The sequence below is a fragment of the Vescimonas coprocola genome, assembly GCF_018408575.1.
GTDB lineage: Bacteria > Bacillota > Clostridia > Oscillospirales > Oscillospiraceae > Vescimonas > Vescimonas coprocola.
In genome coordinates, this window is sequence record NZ_AP023418.1 from 2,394,149 (window position 1) to 2,413,123 (window position 18,975).

Consider the following 18,975-nt stretch of genomic DNA (forward strand, 5'->3'; position numbering starts at 1 on the left):
AGGGCCGTCCCGGTCAGATGATTCGATTACTTGTGATACAGCTTCTTGATCTCGTACTTAGGCTCACAGCTGACGTGGATGCCCAGCCGGTTATACAGCTTCGTGTCCTCCTCCGACAGGATGATGGAGAAGTGGGCATCGCAGCCCCGCAGCTCGTCCAGCTTCTTCAGCACCAGCTCCGCCAGAGGGTTGGTGACGGCGGAGATGGACAGGGCGATGAGCACCTCGTCGGAGTGCAGCCGGGGGTTGTGGTGGCCCAGATGGGAGATCTTCATGTCGCTGATGGGGGCGATGATGGAGGCCGGCAGCAGGTCCAGATCCTTGTCGATGCCGGCAAGGGCCTTAATGGCGTTCATCAGAAGCGCCGCCGACGGCCCCAGCAGGGAGCTGTTTTTGCCGGTGACGATGCGACCGTCCGGCAGCACCATGGCCCCGGCGGGCATCCCCGTGGACTCCGCCACCTGCAAAGACGCCGCCACCGCCGGGCAGATGTCCGGCGTCACGTCCGCCTGCTGCATGACGATCTCCAGCTTCCGCACCACGCTGTCATCGGCCTTGCCCCGGACCCGGTCCACCATGCCGGCATAGTACCGGCGCAGGATCTCCATGCGGCTGGCCTCTCGGCACGCCTCGTCGTCTACGATGGCGAAGCCCGCCATGTTCACCCCCATGTCCGTGGGGGAGCGGTAGGGGGAGGAGCCCTGGATGCGCTGGAACATGGCGTTGAGCACCGGGAAGATCTCCACATCCCGGTTGTAGTTCACCGTGGTCTTGCCATAGGCCTCCAAATGGAAGGGGTCGATCATATTCACGTCGTTGAGGTCTGCCGTGGCGGCCTCGTAGGCCAGATTCACCGGGTGCTTCAGCGGCAGGTTCCAGATGGGGAAGGTCTCGTACTTGGCATAGCCCGCCCGGATGCCCCGCTTATGGTCGTGGTACAGCTGGCTCAGGCAGGTGGCCATCTTGCCGCTGCCGGGGCCGGGGGCCGTCACCACCACGATGGAGCGGCTGGTCTCGATGTAGTCGTTTTTACCCAAGCCCTCGTCGGAGACGATGTGGGCCACGTCCGAGGGATACCCGGCGATGGGATAGTGGCGGCAGCTGCGGACCCCCAGTGCCGTCAGCCGGTGGATGAAGGCATCCGCCGCAGGCTGGCCGGCGTACTGGGTGATGACCACGGAGCCCACATAGAACCCCAGCCCCCGGAACACGTCGATGAGCCGCAGCACGTCCTGATCGTAGCCGATGCCCAGATCACCACGGGTCTTGTTCTTTTCGATGTCTCCGGCACAGATGGCGATGACGATCTCCACGTCGTCCCGGATGGTCTCCAGCATCCGGATCTTACTGTCCGGCTGGAAGCCCGGCAGCACACGGGAGGCGTGGTAGTCATCAAAGAGCTTGCCGCCGAACTCCAGATACAGCTTGCCGCCGAACTGGCTCATGCGCTGGCGGATGTGCTCGGCCTGCAGGGCCAGATACTTTTCGTTGTCAAATCCGATCTTCACCATAATATCCCCCTTTTTACATAACCATATCATTATACACCGCTGCGCCCTCCGGGAAAAGCCTTTTCGGAGATTTCCCTTTTAGGATTTCTTCCGATTTTTGCGGTGGAATTTTGGTAAAACCCGCCGTTGCTTTTTTCCCGGCGGCGGGGTATACTAAACGATACACCCCATGAAGGAGGAACCCCACCATGCGTTTTCAGGTGATGTGGAAAAAGACCCACCTGCCGCCGGAGGCCTACCGGCCGTTCTTCGAGACGGACAGCATCGACGAGGCCAAGGACTTCGCCATGCGGCTGGCCTTCGACGAGACCAATCACGTCTACGTGCAGGATACCCGGCGGGATGAGATCGTCCGGGATTTCGACGCCCCGGTGTACCGGGACTGACCGCAGCCCCCTATCCGTCCGTTTGCCCCGTTCTCTCCGTGAGAACGGGGCTTTTCATCTGTGTTTAAGTTTGGTATAATAGAATAATTACAGGGACTTCTAAAAACACAAAAGGAGACTTTTTATGATGGATATACGGAGAGCAGCTGCACTGCTGCTGGCGCTGGTAATGATCGCTGCGCTGACGGTGGGCTGCGGCAAAAAGCAGAGTGACACCCCCACGGATACACCCGCTGCCGGTGCGGACGGCCGGACTCCCGCCCAGCAGCCGGCGAAGCTGGTGTGCTACAACGGGTCGGTGACGCTGCGGTTCGTGCGGGAGGAGGATACGTGGTACTGGGGTGACGACCGGGATTTCCCGCTGGAGCAGTCCATTGTGACGGAGCTGCTGGCCACGGTGCAGGGCTACGCCGCCCTGTCGCCGCTCCCCCATACCGATGATCTGTCCCAGTTCGGGCTTTCGGACACCAAGCGCTACATCAGTTTGACGGACACCGAGGGCAATACCCGCACCTACTGGCTGGGGACGCAGACCGACGAGGGACAGTACATCCAGCCGGAGGGCGAGACGGATGCCGTGTATCTCTCCCCCGCCGGAGTGGATGGGACGCTGAACATGGGCATTTATGACATGGCCCGGCTGCCCAAGCTGCCTCAGCTGACGGCGGACAATGTCAGCGCCCTGACTGTCACCGCCGCAGACGGCAAGAGCCTGAGCCTGACGGCGTCGGAGGGCGTATGGCTGCGGAGCGGGCAGGACGTGACCCAATGGAGCGGAACGCTGACGGAGGCACTGGGACAGCTGACGCTGCTGCGGTGCATCGACTATCGGCCCAGCACCGGAGTGGCGGAGCTGTGCGGACTGACGGAGCCGGCGGTGACGCTGACGGTCACTTACCGGGCTATTGCCGGAGAGACGGAGCTGACGCTGCGGGTGGGCGCCCAGTGGGACGGAGGGTATTATGCCACGGTGAATGATGACGACACCATTTATCTGCTGCCTGCGGCCCCGGCGGAGGCGCTGGCGGCACTGGCGGCCAACGGTTTGAACGGATAAGCTTATTTCAGCCCCTCCCGCCGGGAGGGGCTGCCTGACAGGAGAAACGGACGCAAGGAAAGGAAGTGATCCCATGCGGATACTGGTGGTGGAGGACGAGGCCCGGCTGGCCCAGACGCTGGCGGAGCTGCTGCACCGGCAGGGCTATACGGCGGACATCAGCGGCGACGGCCTGTCGGGGCTGGACAACGCCGCCTCGGATATTTACGATCTGGTGGTGCTGGACGCCATGCTGCCGGGGATGGACGGCTTCACCCTGCTGCAAAGGCTGCGGCAGGAGGGACATACCGTGCCGGTGCTGATGCTCACCGCCCGCAGCGGCGTGGAGGACAGGGTACGGGGACTGGACAGCGGGGCGGATTACTATCTCACCAAGCCCTTTGAGCCGCAGGAACTGCTGGCCTGCGTGCGGCTGCTGCTGCGGCGCACCGACGGTCAGCCCCGGCAGGAGGACGCCGTTAGCTGCGGCGATCTGCGGCTGGAGCCGGGGACCTTTCTGCTGCGCTGCGGCCAGCGGGAGGTGCGGCTGAGCCGGAGGGAGTACGACCTGATGGAGCTGCTGATCCGCAGCTATCCCCAGATCGTTACCAAGGAACAGCTGATCCTGAAGGTGTGGGGCTATGATTCCGATGCCGAGGACAACAACGTGGAGGTCTACATCTCCTTTCTGCGGCGGAAGCTGGAGCATTTGCATTCCGCCGTGAAGATCCGCACCCACCGGCTGGTGGGCTACTGCCTGGAGGTGGGGGCATGAGCGGCATGATCCGCAGGCTCCGGTGGAAGATCGTGGGCATCAGTATGCTGTTTGTGACGCTGGTGCTGGCGGCGGTATTCACCGGAGTGATGCTCACGGCCCGCAGCAGTCTGGAGCAGAGCAGCACCCGGCAGCTGGAGGAGGCCCTGCGGGGCGAGGGCTACGACGGCCAGAACGGCCAACCCTGCTTCGTGACGGAGGTCTATCCCAGCGGTACGGTGCGGGTCATGGGCAGCAGCTACTATCAGATCAGTGAGGAGGACCTGCTGGCGCTGGTACAGGAATGCCTGTCCCAGCAGGAGGAGAGCGGCCTGCTGACGGACTATCATCTGCGCTATCTGCGCTATGACGGCGCTCTTTCCATCCGCATCGCCTTCACCGACAGTACACTGGAGCAGTCGGCGCTGCGGGCCATGGCGGGGAATCTGCTGCTGATCGCACTGGCGGCGCTGGTGGTGCTGCTGGGGTGCAGCTATCTGCTCTCCGGTGTGGCTGCCCGGCCGGTGGAGCGGGCGTGGCAGGAGCAGCAGCGCTTCCTGTCCGACGCCAGCCATGAGCTGAAAACGCCCCTGACGGTGATCCTGTCCTCCGCCGACCTGCTGGCGGAGTCCGCCCCGGCGGAGGAGCAGACGTATGTGGAGAACATCCGGGCGGAGTCCCGGCGGATGAAGAAGCTGGTGGAGGAGATGCTGACCCTGTTCCGGGCGGAGAGTGTCCGGCGGGAGACGGCCTTCTCCGAGGTGGATCTGTCGGACGTGGTGACGGACGCCGCCCTGCGATTCGAGCCGGTGGTGTTTGAATCCGGACGGCGGCTGCTGTATACCATCGACGAGGGGCTGCAGGTCTCCGGCGACCGGGACGCTTTGGAGCGTCTGACGGGTATCCTGCTGGATAACGCCGTGAAATATGCCCCCCAAGGCACGGATATCCGCCTGACCCTGACCCATCAGGACCGCACCGCCTGTCTGGCGGTGGAAAACGGCGGCGATCCCATCCCGCCGGAGGTGGCGGCCCACCTGTTCGACCGGTTCTACCGGGCCGACAGCAGCCGTACCGGCACGGGCTTCGGACTGGGGCTGGCCATTGCACGGGCCATCGTCCAGAACCACAGGGGAAACATCATCTGCCGCAGTCAGGAGGGCGTGAACCGCTTCTCCGTGACGCTGCCTGTTTTACGCCAGAAGGAGGCGCAGTGACCATGCTGGACCTGCTGATCCGGGGCGGCACCGTCATAGACGGCACCGGAGCCCCCGGTTTTTCCGCCGACGTGGCGGTGGAGGGCGGCGTCATCGCCGCTGTGGAGCCGCTGCCGCCGGATACCCCGGCCCGACGGGTGATGGATGCCGCCGGGAAGCTGGTGACACCGGGCTTCATCGATATCCATCGCCATGCCGATGCGGCGGCCTTCCGTCCCGGCTTCGGAGAGCTGGAGCTGCGGCAGGGGCTGACCACCATTGTAAACGGAAACTGCGGTCTGTCCGCCGCCCCCTTCGGCCCGGCGCACCGGGAGGAAATATTGGCCTATCTGGCCCCCATCACCGGGGAGGCCCCGCCGGAGCTGGAGACGGAGACGCTGGCGGGGTATTTTGCCTCCCAGCCACCGGCCCCTATCCACACGGGGATGCTGGTGGGGGCCGGCGTTCTGCGGGCGGATGCGGCGGGCTACGCCCTCCAGCGATTGGAAAAGCGCCATTACGACGCCATCCACCGCAGCATGGAGCGGGCGCTTTCGGACGGCGCCGTGGGCGTGTCGCTGGGGCTGGGCTATGCCCCGGAGTGCTTCTATACCACCCGGGAGCTGATCGAGGCCCTGCGGCCCCTCAGCGGCGGCGACGTGCCGGTGACAGTGCATATGCGGCAGGAGGGGGCCGGGGTGGTGGATTCCGTCCGGGAGATGCTGACGGTGGCCCGTACCCTGCGTATCCCCCTGCAGATCTCCCACCTGAAGGCCATGGGCCGGGACAGCTGGGGAAAGAAGATCCCGCAGGTGCTGGAGCTTCTGGAGGAGGCCCGGCAGGAGGGGCTGGACGTGGGGTGCGACGTGTACCCCTATACCGCCGGCTCCACCCAGCTGCTGCACATCCTGCCGCCGGAGTTTCTGGCGGGAGGCATGGAGGCGGTGGTGCGCCGCCTGTCGGACCCGGCGGCCCGCCGGGAGCTGGCGGAGCGCATCCAGAGCGGGGCGGGCTTCGACGACATTGCCAGACTGGCGGGCTGGGACGGCATCTATCTGACCAGCCTCCACTGCCCGGAGGATCACCCCTATCTGGGGAAGAGTCTGGCGGAGATCGCCGCCATGACGGGACAGGATCCCCTGACCTGCTGCTGCGACCTGCTGGTGCGGGAGCAGGGGGAGATCACCATGATCGACTTCATGGCCTCGGAGGAGGACATCACCGCCATTCTGCAAAGCCCCCTGTCCCATCTGATCTCCGATGCCACCTATCCCACGGAGGGGATGCCTCACCCACGGGTGTACGGTACCTTCCCCCGGCTTTTGCAGCACTTTGTCCGGGAAAAGGGTGCGCTGACGTGGGAGCAGGCCATCCACAAGATGACGGGCCGTCCCGCCCAGCGGCTGCGGCTGGCCGGAAAGGGTGTGCTGGCGGCGGGGATGGACGCCGATCTCTGCGTATTTGACCCGGAGGAGTTCCGGGAAACAGGAACGTATCAGGAGCCCTGCCGCATGGCGGCGGGGATGGACACCGTCTTGGCGGCGGGCGTGCCGGTGCTGGAGCAGGGTGTGCTCACCGGCGCCCGTCCGGGACGCATCATCAGGAGGTAAGAGCTATGCTGGAGAACATCATCGATATTGTGCGCCGGGCCGGGGAGCTGGTCCGCAGCGCCCACAATGTGACGGCGGCCACCCATGAGAAGAACGGGCCCGCCGATCTGGTGACGGAGTACGATCTGGCGGTGCAGCGCTTTTTGCGGCAGGAGCTGCTGGCCCTGCTGCCGGAGGCGGATTTCTTTGGGGAGGAGGGGCAGCACGATGCCCTGACGTCGCCGTGGACCTTCATCGTGGACCCCATCGACGGCACCACCAATTTTGTCCGGGGCTTTGCCTACACCAACATCTCCGTGGCGCTGGCCAAGGATGGGCAGGTGGAGTACGCCGTGGTATATGCGCCGCTGGCCGGGGATCTGTACGCTGCCCGCCGGGGCGGCGGGGCCACCCTCAACGGCAGAGCCATCCACGTCAGTGGCCGGGATCCCGGCCACTCGCTGGTGGTGTGCGGCTCCACCATCTATGACCGCAGCTATACGGAGCGGCACTTCGCCATCATGCGGTATCTCTACGACCGGGGACTGGACTACCGTCGGTTCGGGGCGGCGGCGCTGGATCTGTGTCAGGTGGCGGCGGGCCGGGCGGAGGTGTTCTTCGAGTGTCGGCTCAGCCCGTGGGATTTCGCCGCCGGGAGCCTGCTGGTGCAGGAGGCCGGGGGCTGCGTCACCACGCTGGAGGGGACGACCATCGATCCCCTGCGCCCCGGCTCCGTGTTTGCCGCCAACGCCCTGTGCGGCGGGCTGACGGCGGAGCTGCCCCGTGGATAAGGGGATATTTTCCGCAAATATTTGAAAATTGTGTAAATTCCTGTTGAAAATCGGCCGTTTCTATGGTGGAAATGCAAAAAAGTCTTGACGTACCCGGAAAATGTGGTATGATAGGCTTTGTAACGAATTTGTAACCTTTTAGCAAGGATCGATCATATGAAACAGGAATTGGAAAATAAGCGTCCCGATTCGGAGGAGCGCCGCAGCATCTGGCAGCGGTGGAAGCAGAATCTGAAGGATTGGGTCTGGTTTTGTAAGGAGCATCCGGACTGGTTGGATCTGGATGTGCAGACGTGGGTATCGACCCATATCGGCCAGCCCCTGCGCCGCCGGTGGCAGCGTCTGCGGGAGCTGCGGCACCAGAACCGGCAGCGGCAGCTGCCGGAGACAGAGTGGAAGCTGGGCCAGCTGCTGCTGTTCCTCTGGGGCAGTTTGCCCCGTATGGGCTCCGACCTCCGGGAGCGGCTCACCCGCCGCCGCAAGGGGGCCATTCGCTCCGGCGGACGGATGCGGGCCTTCTTCGAGGGCGTGAAGCTGCACCCGGCGGTGTTTGTGGCCGGCGCCGTGGCGGTGACGGCCGTGGCGGTGTGCCTGTCCATGTATACCATCGGCGCCACCGCCCGCTATGACGGCGTGGAGCTGGGAACGGTTCGCAGCGCTCACAGCGTCTCGGCGGCAGTGGATCAGCTGGAGGAGATCACCCGGCAGACGCTGTCCGACACCGATTACAGCATCGACAGCGCCAAGCTGGAGGTCCGCACCGGCATCGTGGCCCGGAAGGAGCTGGAGAGCACCGACGCACTGGAGGAGAACCTCACCCAGCAGCTGGGGCTGGTGGATTATGCCTATGTGCTGTATGTGGAGGGGGAGCCGGTGGCGGCCACCACCTTCCCCGGCGCCATCGAGCAGCTGCTGGAGCAGCTGAAAAAGGGCTACATCACCGACAGCACCGTGGACTGCTACTTCGTGGAAAACGTGGAGGTGAAGCAGGAGTACGTGGACCGGTCCCTGATCATGAATCTGGGCTACATCGCCGAGAAGCTCAACGCCACCAAGGCGGGCGAGGTGACCTATACCGTTAAGAGCGGCGATGTGTGGTCCCTCATTGCCGAGGACAACGGCATGACCAATGAGGAACTGCTGGCCCTGAACCCCGGCTATGACATCAGCGTTCTCCACACCGGCGATGTGCTGACCATCTCCCGTGCCGTGCCGTATCTGACGGTGGTGAACGTGGAGCGGCAGAGCTATTTGCAGGATGTGGCGTACAGCGTGGAATATGTGGACGACCCGGATATGTATGAGGGCGACTACGAGGTCCTCAGCAAGGGTGTGTACGGTAAGGCGGACATCACCGCCAACGTCACCGTCATCAACGGCACGGAGACGGCCCGTGAGGTGGTGTCCTCTGTGACGCTGAAGGAGCCGGTGGCTGAGCGGCAGGCACGAGGCACCAAGGAGCGGCCCACGTGGTTCCCCACAGGGTCCTTCCGCTGGCCCTGCTACGGCGTCATCACCTCCTACTTCGGTGGGCGCAACACCGGCATCAGTGGCGCCAGCAGCTATCATGAGGCCATCGATATCGCCAACTCCTACGGTACGCCCATCTACGCCGCCGACGGCGGAACCGTCATCTACTCCGGATGGAACGGCGGTCTGGGCTACTGCGTGAAGATCGATCACGGCAACGGCTTTATCACATGGTACGGCCACAACAGCGACCTCTACGTCTCTGTGGGCGACCACGTGTACAAGGGCCAGACCATCGCCGCCATGGGCTCCACCGGTATCTCCAGCGGTTCCCACTGCGACTTCCGTATCCAGCGCAACGGCACCATGGTGGATCCCCTGAACTATCTGCCTTGATGAAAATGATCCATGAAAAGCTCCCCGGCTCATGCCGGGGAGCTTTTTGCCGCCCGCTGGAAGCAGCACAGGCAGTCGCTGCAACATCGTGGAAAACCGAAAGCTTGTTGGCCAAGGGCGTCAGCCCAGCGCCCACAGCACCACGCCGTACACCACGCTGGCCAGTGTGCCATAGACGATCACCGGGCCGGCAATGACGAACATTTTGGCCGCCATGCCGGTGACGAAGCCCTCTGCCTTGAAATCCAGCGCCGGGGATACCACGGCATTGGCAAAGCCCGTGATGGGTACCAGCGTCCCGGCCCCGCCGAACCGGGCCAGCCGGTGGTAAAGCCCCAGCCCTGTCAGCAGCGCCGACAGGAACACAAGGGACACCGACGTGGCGGTCCCGGCGTCCTCTGTATTCAGCCCCGCCCCCCGGAAGCCGTCTCCGATAGCCTGTCCCGCCACACAGATGAGCCCGCCGATGACGAAGGCCAGCGCCATATCCTTTCCCAGCGGGGACTTCTTCTGCATCCGCTTCACATACGCCTGATACTCCTTGGGCGTCATGTCCACCCGCATCACATCCTTTCTTCCGTAGTATGACCCGCCGCACCGGAAAAATGCGCTTTGGCTTGCCAAACGGCGCAAAACAGGCTATACTGAAGGGACGGAAAGGCGGGTGTTATCATGTACGATCCTGCACATCCCTTCGGGAAAAAACGCTATGACCGGGCCATCATCGACCCGGTGAGCTGCACCGGCTGCGGCTACTGCACCATGTTCTGCGTCATGGACTGCATCCTTTTGCAGCCGGACGGCTTTTATACGGTGGATCTGGACCGCTGCATCGGATGCCGGTCCTGTAAGGTGAACTGTCCCTTCGAGGCCGTCATCATCCTGCCCCCCAAGGAGGACGCATGACCATGGCCAAGCAAGCGCATCCTCTGGGGCTGTATCTGCACATTCCCTTCTGCAAGTCCAAATGCGCCTACTGCGACTTCTACTCCCTCTCCGGGCGGGAGGATCGCATGGACGCCTACACGGCGGCACTGGAGCGCCACCTGATCGAGGTGGCCCCGCAGGCGGCGCAGCATTCGGTGGACACGGTGTACTTTGGCGGCGGCACCCCCAGCTATCTGGGGGAGAAGCGGTTGGTGAAGCTGCTGAAAGCCGTAAAGAAGCACTATCACATGGATCCCCACGCCGAGATCACACTGGAGGCCAACCCCGACAGCGCCGGGGACTGGAAGGCCCTGCGGGCGCTGCGGCGGGCGGGCTTTAACCGCATCTCCCTGGGGGTCCAGTCCACGGACGACGTCTGTCTCCGGGCCTTGGGCCGCATCCACACATGGCAGCAGGTGCAGGAGGCTGTGTCCGCCTGCCGGAGGGCCAAATTCCCGGACGTGAGTCTGGACCTGATTTACGGCCTGCCGGGGCAGACCATGGAGCAGTGGGAAAAGACCCTCTCCGACGCCCTGACCCTCCAGCCGGAGCATCTGTCCTGCTACGGGCTGAAGCTGGAGGAGGGAACGCCCCTCTACCGGCAGCGGGACAGTCTGACCCTGCCGGACGACGAGGCACAGGCGGATATGTATCTCTACGCCGTGGAGTATCTGCGGCAAAACGGCTATGAGCAGTATGAGATCTCCAATTTTGCACGGCCCGGCCACGCCTCCCGCCACAACCTGAAATGCTGGACACTGGGGGAGTATGCGGGGTTCGGCCCCGGTGCCTACTCCGACTTTGGCGGCGTCCGCTACGGCTACATCCGGGACTTGGATCGGTACATTGCCGGGGAGCTGGTGCTGGCGGAGTCGGAGCACATCCCCGCCTCGGAGCGGGAGATGGAGTACATCATGCTGCGGCTGCGTACCACGGAGGGGATGAACATCAGGGAGTTTGAAAACCGCTTCCGCCGGCGCTTCGACCCCTTGGGCGCACGGCTGGAGGTTTACGCCGACCACGGCTTGGCCCAGCGGACGGAGCAGGGCTGGCGCCTGACGCCCCGTGGCTTTCTGGTGTCCAACCAGATCATCGGGGAGCTGCAGGAGCTCCTGAACCGGGAGAAGCTGGAGCGTCTGCGCCGGGCGCAGGAGGGCGACTACCGGGTGGTATGAGAACACCGGAACCCGTGTTTTGACAAAATAAGGGACAGAGGGGCGAAAAAGTCTTTTCGCCACGCTGAGGCATTTTTCAGAACTTTAAAAAGCTCTGAAAAATGGGGATCATCATCGTGCAGGACACCCTTCCCGGGTTTCCCGCACACACCCTTCCGCCCCGTTGACGAAAGGCTCCCGCTCTTTTGACAGGCTCAGGAGGGCCGCACCCCATGGGTGCGGCCCTCCTGTCCGTATATCCGGCTTCCTTTATTGGCTGCCTGTTCGGATCAGTTGTCGGTGCGGTTGCGCCACTCGACCTCCTGATCCAGCTCGAACTTCAGCTTTTTGTTCTCCTCCACCAGCTCGTCATAGTGACGGCTCTGCACATAGTACTTCACAAAGGTGAAGGTGGCCTCGCCGAACTCCTCCTCGGAATACTCCGGCAGCAGGGAGCCGCCCTTGCGGCGCAGACCCTGCACATTGATGACCACCAGACGGCGGTGCTGCTCCGACAGCTGGAACAGCTTCAGATCCTCCGGCAGCTCCAGACCAAGATCAAAGGTCGCGTTGACGATCTCCAGCAGGCGGTGCTGCTCCGGCTTGGCGGAGACGATGACGCCGTGCTCGGCAAACAGCCGCTTCAGATAGTCCACGGAGACCTCCTCACGGGTGATGGTGCCCTTGCCGATGCCGGTGAGCATGGTGTTGGAGAGATTCAGGCTGACATAGACCTCCTGGCCGGTTTTGGGATAGCTCATACAGGTACCTCCTATGTTGCATACGTCCTCGATTTTGCCGTCCGGGACGGCACTTTTTGTTCCGTCTCTACCGTACCACATTCCCACGCAAATTGCAACAAAAAGTTGTACCAAGTACATTCTATTTATACGAAAAAACCGGTGATTTGCAGAAAATCACCGGTTTCGTCATTCTAAATGTACCAAACAATTCATATGACCCGACGACACTATACCCCGGTCAGGTCGAAGGCCGGGGTATACTCCTCACGGGCGGAGGTGCGCTCCTGCACGAAGCCGTCCACGATGCCGCAGTTGGCCATGTACTCCGCTGCCGCACGGTACTCCGCCGCCGTCACATGGCGGCGCAGGGGGCCCTCTGCGCCGGGCTGGGGGGTATACTGGCTCATGAGGGAGAACAGCACCTCCCCCGGACGGAAGGTCCGGGCCACCCAGTCGATGACCCGCCGGGTGCTTTCCAGCTGCCCCGGCAGCACCAGATGCCGGATGACCACCCCCTGCCGCAGCAGGCCATCCTCCATGCGGCAGGGACCCACCTGACGGAACATCTCCCGGATGGCCTCCGTGGCTACGGGGAAGTAGTCCGGGGCGTGGGAATAGCGCCGGGCCGGCTCCTCCAGCCCGTATTTCAGGTCCGGCAGCCAGATCTGCACTTTTCCTTCCAGCAGACGCAGCGTCTCCACCCGCTCGTAGCCGCCGCAGTTGAACACCACCGGCACCGGCAGAGGCTCCTCCAGCGCCGGCAGCAGGAAGGGAACGAAGTGGCTGGCGGTGATGAGGTCGATGTTGTGGGCGCCCTGAGCGATAAGTTCACGGAAGATCTCCCGCAGCCGCTCCGTGGTGACGGCCTTGCCCACCCCCTCGGCGGAGATGGTGTGGTTCTGGCAGTAGACGCAGCCCAGCGAGCAGCCGGAGAAGAACACCGCTCCGCTGCCCCGTGTGCCGGAGAGCACCGGTTCCTCCCACAGGTGCAGCCCGGCCCGTGCGATGACCGGCACGGCGGGCATCCGGCAGAAGCCGCCGCCGTAGGTCTCGGTGCGCTCCGCCCCGCACCGACGGGGACAGATGTTACAGATCATACCCGGTTGATGTCGAAGTCCGGCCCCAGATCCCCGGCCATCCAGTGGCGGCGGCAGAGGCCAATGTACTTGTCGTTGGCTCCCAGCACCACCTGAGCGCCCTCCTTCACCACATGGCCGTGCTGATCGAAGCGGGCGTTGAAGGCGGCCTTCTTGCCGCACCAGCAGATGGTCTTGACCTCCTCCAGCTTGTCTGCCATCACCAGCAGATGATAGCTGCCGGGGAATAGCTCCCCTTTGAAGTCCGCCCGCAGGCCGTAGCACATGACGGGGATGTTGCAGTCGTCCACCAGATGCACCAGATAGTAGATATCGGCCTTTTGCAGGAACTGGGCCTCGTCCACGATGATGCAGGCATACTGCTGCAACTGCTCATCCGTCATCTGCTGCATCTCGTCGAAGTAGATGCAGGGGTGGGTCAGACCGATGCGGGAGGACACCATGTGGTCACCGTCCCGTGTATCCAGCCGGGGCTTCACCAGCAGGGTGGCCTGTCCCCGCTCCTCGTAGTTGAACCGTGCCATCAGGGCGTTGGCGGTCTTGCTGGAGCCCATCGCCCCGTATTTGAAGTATAGCTGTGCCATGTCATTCTCCCTCTTTCAGCTCTGCGGTAAATTTCTCGAAGGCGGAGGGGATGGCCAGCCGCTCCCGCTGCTGTGCCTCCGCCCAGAGCCAGTCTCCCGGTCCAAGGCCGTCCACCTCCACCACATAGCCCGTCATTTCCCAGCGAACGTGAGTGAATATATGCCGGGCTGACAGCTTTTTTCTCCACTTGGTGGGGTTTACCCCCCACATTTGCAGCTGCCGGGCGGCCTCCGCCTCCGTCAGCGTACCCGGTACATGGGGGTACTCCCACAGCCCCGCCAGCAGGCCCGTATCCGGGCGCTGCCGCAGCGCCGCCGCAGCTCCCCGCCGCAGCAGGAACACAGTCAGATGCTCCGTCCGCTTCTCCCGCTTGGGGGAGCGCACCGGCAGCCGGGCCTGACAGCCCTCCTGCCGGGCTATGCAGAAATCCCCGGCGGGGCAGTCCCCGCACAGAGGCGCTCCCGACGGCAGGCACACCGTGGCCCCCAGATCCATCAGCGCCTGATTGTAGGCGCCGGGCCGCTCCTGAGACATGGCCGCCGCCATCCAGCTGCGGAAGATCTTGCGGTTTTTGGCATCCAGTACATCCAGACGGCTGCCGGTGATCCGTGCCGCCAGACGCAGCACGTTGCCGTCCACCGCCGGAACGGCCTGTCCGAAGGCGATGGAGAGGATAGCCCCCGCCGTATAGTCCCCGATGCCCGGAAGGGCCGTCAGCTCCCGGTATGTCTCCGGGAAGCGGCCGCCGTACTGCTCCGTGAGGATGCGGGCCGCCTTTTGCAGATTTCTGGCCCGGCTGTAATAGCCCAGCCCCTCCCACAGCTTCATGAGCCGCTCCGTGTCGGCCTGGGCCAGGGCCTCCACCGTGGGGAAGGCCTCCATGAACCGCTGAAAATACGGCAGCACCGCCGCCACACGGGTCTGCTGGAGCATGATCTCCGACACCCATGTTCGGTAGGGGGATACCTCTTCCCGCCACGGCAGGATGCGCCGGTGGATATCATACCATGCCAGCAGCGGTTGGGCCAGCTGCTTTAGTATCTGTTCTTCCATATCGCTCCTATCATCCGTCCGATGCCCCTCATCGGCTGAACCGTGCAGCGTAGCCGCAGCGGCGGCACAGCTCCTCCGACGGCTGCCGCCGGGAAAAGCCCGCCGCCATGGCTGTGACCCGTGGGGAGACCAGTATCTCCGCCAGCTCCTGCCGGTGCAGGTTTCCCAGTGCCAGCCGCCCCTCGCTGTCCAGACAGCAGGGAACCACTGTGCCGTCGCACAGCACGGCGATCTGACTCCGCAGGCCGTGGCAGAACTCCGTGCCGCTGTCCGGAGCCGCCGGATCCGGCCAGTCAAACCGCTCCCCCGGCTCCAGAAACAGCCCCTCCCCCAGCCGCCGGTTGCCCAGACGGTCCGTAGGCAGGGCCGTTACGTCCCGGCCCAGCTTTTCCGAGAGAAAGGACAGGATCTCTCCGTTGCGCCGGTCCAGTCCGCCGCCGTTCCACAGCCGCAGGGCGCACAGGACGCCCCGGCTGCTGAGCCGCTGCGCCGCCTGCCAGACACCCTCCAGATATGGGGCTGCGGCATCCTGCCGTCCGTTTCCCTCGAAGCTGTGGAGGGAGACGCTGAGCTTGTGCAGGGCCGGGGAACTCTCCAGTGTGGGCAGCTGCCGGGGAAGCAGCGTGCCGTTGGTCACAAGGCACACCCGGAAGCCCAGCGCCCCGGCGATATCCAGCAGCTCCGCCAGTCGGGGATGCAGCAGCGGCTCCCCCATGACGTGGAGCATGAGATACGTCCCGTGGGGCCGCAGCCGGGCCGCCAGCTGTCGGAATTCCTCCGGCGTCATGAACCGCCGGGGCCGCTGGGTGCCGGGGCAGAAGGCGCACCGCAGATTGCACACGTTGGTGATCTCCAGATACATCCGCTTGAACATTCCAGCCCTCCCCTGCCGCCCGCAGCGGCCTGTTGCTCCCTGCATTATAGCAAAATCTCCGTTCCGGCGCAAGGGAAAACGGCCTTGTCTCCCCGGTGGGCAAAAACCGCCGGCCTTCCGCATTGACAGACCTGCCCCCGACGGGGTACAATAACGATATATCGCTCATGCCATCAAGGGGATGGACCCCTGATATTGATTTGATCGGAAAGGAGCTGCCTGCCATGCCACAGATCCTCCTGTGCTGCGTTCTGGCGCTGCTGCTGGCGGCGCTGGGGCTGCTGTTGCGCTCCCTGCGCCGCAGGTCCCGCCCCTCCGGCGGCAATGAGACCCTGAAGGTGCTGCTGGTCTGCTTTTTCACCTGCGGCATTCTGCTGCACCTGCCCATGTACGCCGCCGCCTACGCCGGAGAGCATCTGTCGTGGCTGAAGGCGCTGCTGGGAGCCGTACACCACACCCTGCGGATGTTCGTGCTGGACGGTGAGCTGGATCCTATCCACGAGTTCGCCATGAGCCGGCCGGCGGTGTGGAGCGACCTCTATTTCGGCGCCGCCATTGTGGTGTATCTGGTGAGCCCACTGCTGACCTTCAGTGTGGTGCTGTCCTTTTTCAAGAATCTGTCCGCCCTGTGGCGCTATGCTTTCCGCCGCTGCACGGAGCTGTATGTCTTTTCCGAGCTCAACGAGGACTCCCTGTATCTGGCGGGCAGCATCAAGGCGGCCCATCCCAAGGGACTCGTTGTCTTTACGGACGTCTATGAAAACGAGAGCGAGGAGTTCGGGGAGCAGATGGCCGCCGCCCACCGGCTGGGGGCCGCCTGCTTCAAGACGGACATCGCCCTGCTGCGGCTGCGGCGCTCTGACCGCTCCCGCCCGGTCTACTTCTTCCTGCTGGGCCGGGACAAGGCGGAGAACATCCATCAGGCGGTGCTGCTGACCCGCCGGTGGGGGACCCGCTCCAATATGCACCTCTATCTCTTTGCCACCGGCGCCGAGAGTGAGCTGCTGTTCCAGTCCGCCGATCCCCACGGGATGCGGATCCGCCGGGTCAACGAGGTGCGCTCACTGGTGCAGCTGCTGCTGTATCAGCAGGGGGAGAAGCTCTTCGAGACGGCGGCTCCTCTGCCGGAGGGCAGGCATCAGATCTCGGCGCTGCTGCTGGGCTTGGGCCAGTACGGCACGGAGATGCTGAAGGCGCTGGCGTGGTTTGGCCAGATGGACGGCTACGACCTGCGGCTCACCGCCGTGGACGCCCGGCCTAACGCACGGGAGCTGTTCACCTATCGCTGCCCGGAGCTGATGGACCGCCGGCACAACGGACAGCGCATCCCCGGCGAAGCCCAGTACGATATCCGCATACACGCCGGGATGCGGCTGGAGAGCCGGGAATTTCTGGAGCTGGTGCAGACGCTGCCGCAGCTGACGTATGTGTTTGTGGCGCTGGGCAGCGACACCCGGAACATCGAGGCGGCGGTGCGGCTGCGGGAGCTGTGCCAGCGCCGGGGTCTCCACCCCTATATTCTGGCGGTGGTGCAGGACCCCTTCAAGACGGTGGCTCTCACCTCCGTCACCGACTACCGGGGTACCCCATACGACCTTCATTTTCTGGGCGCACGGGATATGCTGTACTCCGAGAGCAACATCCTCCACTCCCGGCTGGAAGCGGAGGCGCTGACCCGGCACCTGAAATGGGGAGACGAGGACGTGTTCTGGCGCTATGAGTTCAACTATCGCTCCTCCATCGCCTCGGTCATCCACCATCGGCTGAAGCTGCGGCTGGGTGTACCCGGTGCAGATAAGCCTCCGGCGGAGCGGACGGAGGAGGAAAAGCAGCTGCTGCGTGTCATCGAACACCGCCGCTGGAATGCCTATATGCGGACCGAGGGCTACTGTTACAGCGGCTCCACGGACCCGGCCAGCCGCAACGATCTGGGGAAGCTCCACAACTGTCTGGTACCCTTTGACGAGCTCTCCGAAAAGGAGAAGGCCAAGGACGACGATTAAGGCTGAAAAGCACAGCGCTCCACCGTCATTTATGACGGTGGAGCACTGTTATGTTTGGGGGAAGCGATCACTCTGCCGCTCCGGCAGGGGCGGTGGCTGCAGCGACAGACTCCTGCGGTGCGGGGGTCAGCACCTTCACAAAGCAGCGGCGGCGCTTATGCTGCTCCAGTGGGAAGTCCTGCCACTGGGTCTGGACCTTCTCGTTGGTCTCCAGCATGGGGCCGGTCTCCGCCTGCTTTACGCCGATCTTGAAGCAGCCGTGCATGACCTTGCTGATGATGACGGCGTTGACGCCCTTTTTCTGGAGGTCGGGACGCACGGCGATCAGCAGCAGATCGATGGTGTCGTTGCGGTGGAAGGCCTTCAGAACGTCCGCCCAGCCGGTGGGGAACAGGCGGCCGTCGTGCTTTTTCAGGGCGGCGGCGATGCTGGGGGCCGCCACGCCGAAGGCCACCAGATCGTCATTTTCATCCATGACGAAGCAGGTGAGCTCGGGCTTGACGAGGGGGGCAAACTTCCCGGCGTACTTGCGGATCTGGTCGTCCGACAGCTCCACGGTGCCGTACAGGGGGGCATAGGCCACGTTCACCAGCTCAAAGACCTTCCGGATCAGGGGCGGGTACTCCAGACGGCTGCGCACCTGATGGATGTGCAGGCGCTGCCGCTTCAGAACATAGGCGGCGATCTTCTCCCAGCGCTGGATGACCCGCTGGTCCGTGGGGACGGAGATGAGATTCTCGGTCCAGTCCACGTCCTTGCCGTAGCCCAGAGCCGTCAGGTGGTCAATATAGTAGGGGTGGTTATAATAGGTGAAGAAGCAGCTGGTGCGGTCAAAGCCCTCCACCAGCATTCCCTCCCGGTCCATGTCGGTGAAGCCCAGAGGGCCGTGGATCTCCGTGCAGCCCAGCTGACGGGCCCAGTCCTCCACCGTCTGGAACAGGGCGGAGGATACCTCCCGGTCGTCGATGAAGTCCACCTGCGTGAAACGCAGGCGGTGGGTACCCCACTTGTCGTTGGACTTACGGCTGAGGATGGCACCGATGCGGCCCACCAGCGTGCCGTCATCCCGGCTGGCCAGCCAGCAACGGGCCTCGCAGTAGCTGAAGGCGGGGTTTTTCTCACGGTCCCAGTCTGCCAGATCGTCGCTGTATGTACCGGGGATGTACTGGGGAACGTCTCTATATAAGTCGATGGGGAAGTTCACGAACTGGCGCAGCTGTGCCTTGGTCGTGACCTCGGTGATATGGATCATGGTTCTTTCCTCCTGAGTGATACGCAGAACATACACAACCAGTTTAGACCCTTTCTCCGCAAAATGCAAGCCCTGTGTTGACTTTCTCATGAAAGGGGGCAAAATGCCCTTTGGGGAAAAGGTGACGCTGACCCTTGCCAGAAAGGGAAAAATGCGAT

At 63.6% G+C, this 18,975-nt stretch carries 18 protein-coding genes; 10 read left to right on the plus strand and 8 right to left on the minus strand.

Going from position 1 to position 18,975, the window contains the following annotated elements; genetic code table 11:
• Window positions 1-26: 26 nt before the first annotated feature.
• Window positions 27-1,511 carry a DUF1846 domain-containing protein gene (locus tag KJS28_RS11630; protein ID WP_213541105.1) on the minus strand — a complete coding sequence of 495 codons (1,485 nt, stop codon included), beginning with the start codon at window positions 1,509-1,511 and terminating at the stop codon, window positions 27-29.
• A gap of 188 nt (window positions 1,512-1,699) precedes the next feature.
• On the opposite strand from KJS28_RS11630, the gene KJS28_RS11635 reads away from it, so the two are divergent.
• From KJS28_RS11635 to KJS28_RS11665, 7 genes are all read left to right on the plus strand, one after another.
• Window positions 1,700-1,897 (plus strand): hypothetical protein, encoded by a 198-nt coding sequence (locus KJS28_RS11635; RefSeq protein ID WP_021857806.1) that lies wholly within the window; start codon window positions 1,700-1,702, stop codon window positions 1,895-1,897.
• Window positions 1,898-2,021: 124 nt separating this feature from the next.
• Window positions 2,022-2,954 (plus strand): DUF4340 domain-containing protein, encoded by a 933-nt coding sequence (locus KJS28_RS11640; protein ID WP_213541106.1) that lies wholly within the window; start codon window positions 2,022-2,024, stop codon window positions 2,952-2,954.
• Between the two features lie 73 nt (window positions 2,955-3,027).
• A complete protein-coding gene (locus KJS28_RS11645) occupies window positions 3,028-3,708 on the plus strand; it encodes a response regulator transcription factor (protein WP_213541107.1) in 681 nt (226 codons plus the stop codon).
• Window positions 3,705-4,904 carry a sensor histidine kinase gene (locus KJS28_RS11650; RefSeq protein WP_213541108.1) on the plus strand — a complete coding sequence of 400 codons (1,200 nt, stop codon included), beginning with the start codon at window positions 3,705-3,707 and terminating at the stop codon, window positions 4,902-4,904. Before KJS28_RS11645 ends, KJS28_RS11650 begins: the two co-directional genes overlap by 4 nt.
• 2 nt (window positions 4,905-4,906) lie before the next feature.
• Window positions 4,907-6,493 (plus strand): N-acyl-D-amino-acid deacylase family protein, encoded by a 1,587-nt coding sequence (locus KJS28_RS11655; protein ID WP_228298488.1) that lies wholly within the window; start codon window positions 4,907-4,909, stop codon window positions 6,491-6,493.
• A 5-nt stretch (window positions 6,494-6,498) separates the two neighbouring features.
• Window positions 6,499-7,263, plus strand: a complete 765-nt coding sequence (locus KJS28_RS11660; protein WP_213541110.1) for an inositol monophosphatase family protein — start codon at window positions 6,499-6,501, stop codon at window positions 7,261-7,263.
• 156 nt (window positions 7,264-7,419) lie between these two features.
• Window positions 7,420-9,129, plus strand: coding sequence for a peptidoglycan DD-metalloendopeptidase family protein (locus KJS28_RS11665; protein ID WP_213541111.1), 1,710 nt, complete (start codon window positions 7,420-7,422; stop codon window positions 9,127-9,129).
• A 120-nt stretch (window positions 9,130-9,249) separates the two neighbouring features.
• Here KJS28_RS11665 and spoVAC read toward each other — a convergent pair whose 3' ends face one another.
• Window positions 9,250-9,687 carry a stage V sporulation protein AC gene (gene spoVAC / locus KJS28_RS11670; protein ID WP_213542267.1) on the minus strand — a complete coding sequence of 146 codons (438 nt, stop codon included), beginning with the start codon at window positions 9,685-9,687 and terminating at the stop codon, window positions 9,250-9,252.
• Window positions 9,688-9,801: 114 nt separating this feature from the next.
• On the opposite strand from spoVAC, the gene KJS28_RS11675 reads away from it, so the two are divergent.
• Window positions 9,802-10,035: a 4Fe-4S dicluster-binding protein gene (locus tag KJS28_RS11675; RefSeq protein WP_021857798.1), complete on the plus strand. Its 234-nt coding sequence runs from the start codon at window positions 9,802-9,804 to the stop codon at window positions 10,033-10,035.
• A 2-nt stretch (window positions 10,036-10,037) separates the two neighbouring features.
• On the plus strand, window positions 10,038-11,231 hold the full coding sequence (gene hemW / locus KJS28_RS11680; protein ID WP_213541112.1) for a radical SAM family heme chaperone HemW: 1,194 nt from the start codon (window positions 10,038-10,040) through the stop codon (window positions 11,229-11,231).
• A 269-nt stretch (window positions 11,232-11,500) separates the two neighbouring features.
• On the opposite strand, the gene KJS28_RS11685 is transcribed toward hemW, so the two are convergent.
• From KJS28_RS11685 to KJS28_RS11705, 5 genes are all read right to left on the minus strand, one after another.
• Window positions 11,501-11,971 carry a hypothetical protein gene (locus tag KJS28_RS11685; RefSeq protein ID WP_213541113.1) on the minus strand — a complete coding sequence of 157 codons (471 nt, stop codon included), beginning with the start codon at window positions 11,969-11,971 and terminating at the stop codon, window positions 11,501-11,503.
• Window positions 11,972-12,180: 209 nt separating this feature from the next.
• Window positions 12,181-13,050, minus strand: a complete 870-nt coding sequence (locus KJS28_RS11690) for a 4Fe-4S cluster-binding domain-containing protein (RefSeq protein WP_213541114.1) — start codon at window positions 13,048-13,050, stop codon at window positions 12,181-12,183.
• Window positions 13,047-13,634, minus strand: a complete 588-nt coding sequence (locus KJS28_RS11695) for a thymidine kinase (protein WP_021859275.1) — start codon at window positions 13,632-13,634, stop codon at window positions 13,047-13,049. Before KJS28_RS11695 ends, KJS28_RS11690 begins: the two co-directional genes overlap by 4 nt.
• 1 nt (window position 13,635) lies before the next feature.
• Window positions 13,636-14,688 (minus strand): A/G-specific adenine glycosylase, encoded by a 1,053-nt coding sequence (mutY, locus tag KJS28_RS11700; protein WP_213541115.1) that lies wholly within the window; start codon window positions 14,686-14,688, stop codon window positions 13,636-13,638.
• Window positions 14,689-14,716: 28 nt separating this feature from the next.
• The gene (locus tag KJS28_RS11705; RefSeq protein ID WP_213541116.1) at window positions 14,717-15,562 is read right to left on the minus strand and encodes a radical SAM/SPASM domain-containing protein; all 846 of its coding nucleotides are present in this window, start codon (window positions 15,560-15,562) and stop codon (window positions 14,717-14,719) included.
• A gap of 224 nt (window positions 15,563-15,786) precedes the next feature.
• Here KJS28_RS11705 and KJS28_RS11710 point away from each other — a divergent pair, with 224 nt between their 5' ends.
• Complete coding sequence (locus tag KJS28_RS11710) at window positions 15,787-17,565, plus strand: hypothetical protein (protein WP_213541117.1); 1,779 nt, start codon at window positions 15,787-15,789, stop codon at window positions 17,563-17,565.
• A gap of 67 nt (window positions 17,566-17,632) precedes the next feature.
• On the opposite strand, the gene KJS28_RS11715 is transcribed toward KJS28_RS11710, so the two are convergent.
• On the minus strand, window positions 17,633-18,817 hold the full coding sequence (locus KJS28_RS11715) for a hypothetical protein (protein WP_213541118.1): 1,185 nt from the start codon (window positions 18,815-18,817) through the stop codon (window positions 17,633-17,635).
• Window positions 18,818-18,975: the final 158 nt, after the last annotated feature.

Bases quoted from the DNA above. Each gene is read 5' to 3' on its own strand.
- KJS28_RS11630 (WP_213541105.1), bottom strand. From the start codon at position 1,511: ATGGTGAAGATCGGATTTGACAACGAAAAGTATCTGGCCCTGCAGGCC.
- KJS28_RS11640 (WP_213541106.1), top strand. From the start codon at position 2,022: ATGATGGATATACGGAGAGCAGCTGCACTGCTGCTGGCGCTGGTAATG.
- KJS28_RS11695 (WP_021859275.1), bottom strand. From the start codon at position 13,634: ATGGCACAGCTATACTTCAAATACGGGGCGATGGGCTCCAGCAAGACC.
- KJS28_RS11675 (WP_021857798.1), top strand. From the start codon at position 9,802: ATGTACGATCCTGCACATCCCTTCGGGAAAAAACGCTATGACCGGGCC.
- KJS28_RS11650 (WP_213541108.1), top strand. From the start codon at position 3,705: ATGAGCGGCATGATCCGCAGGCTCCGGTGGAAGATCGTGGGCATCAGT.
- mutY (WP_213541115.1), bottom strand. From the start codon at position 14,688: ATGGAAGAACAGATACTAAAGCAGCTGGCCCAACCGCTGCTGGCATGG.
- KJS28_RS11715 (WP_213541118.1), bottom strand. From the start codon at position 18,817: ATGATCCATATCACCGAGGTCACGACCAAGGCACAGCTGCGCCAGTTC.
- KJS28_RS11660 (WP_213541110.1), top strand. From the start codon at position 6,499: ATGCTGGAGAACATCATCGATATTGTGCGCCGGGCCGGGGAGCTGGTC.
- KJS28_RS11710 (WP_213541117.1), top strand. From the start codon at position 15,787: ATGCCACAGATCCTCCTGTGCTGCGTTCTGGCGCTGCTGCTGGCGGCG.
- KJS28_RS11685 (WP_213541113.1), bottom strand. From the start codon at position 11,971: ATGAGCTATCCCAAAACCGGCCAGGAGGTCTATGTCAGCCTGAATCTC.
- KJS28_RS11655 (WP_228298488.1), top strand. From the start codon at position 4,907: ATGCTGGACCTGCTGATCCGGGGCGGCACCGTCATAGACGGCACCGGA.
- KJS28_RS11665 (WP_213541111.1), top strand. From the start codon at position 7,420: ATGAAACAGGAATTGGAAAATAAGCGTCCCGATTCGGAGGAGCGCCGC.
- KJS28_RS11690 (WP_213541114.1), bottom strand. From the start codon at position 13,050: ATGATCTGTAACATCTGTCCCCGTCGGTGCGGGGCGGAGCGCACCGAG.
- hemW (WP_213541112.1), top strand. From the start codon at position 10,038: ATGGCCAAGCAAGCGCATCCTCTGGGGCTGTATCTGCACATTCCCTTC.
- KJS28_RS11635 (WP_021857806.1), top strand. From the start codon at position 1,700: ATGCGTTTTCAGGTGATGTGGAAAAAGACCCACCTGCCGCCGGAGGCC.
- KJS28_RS11645 (WP_213541107.1), top strand. From the start codon at position 3,028: ATGCGGATACTGGTGGTGGAGGACGAGGCCCGGCTGGCCCAGACGCTG.
- KJS28_RS11705 (WP_213541116.1), bottom strand. From the start codon at position 15,562: ATGTTCAAGCGGATGTATCTGGAGATCACCAACGTGTGCAATCTGCGG.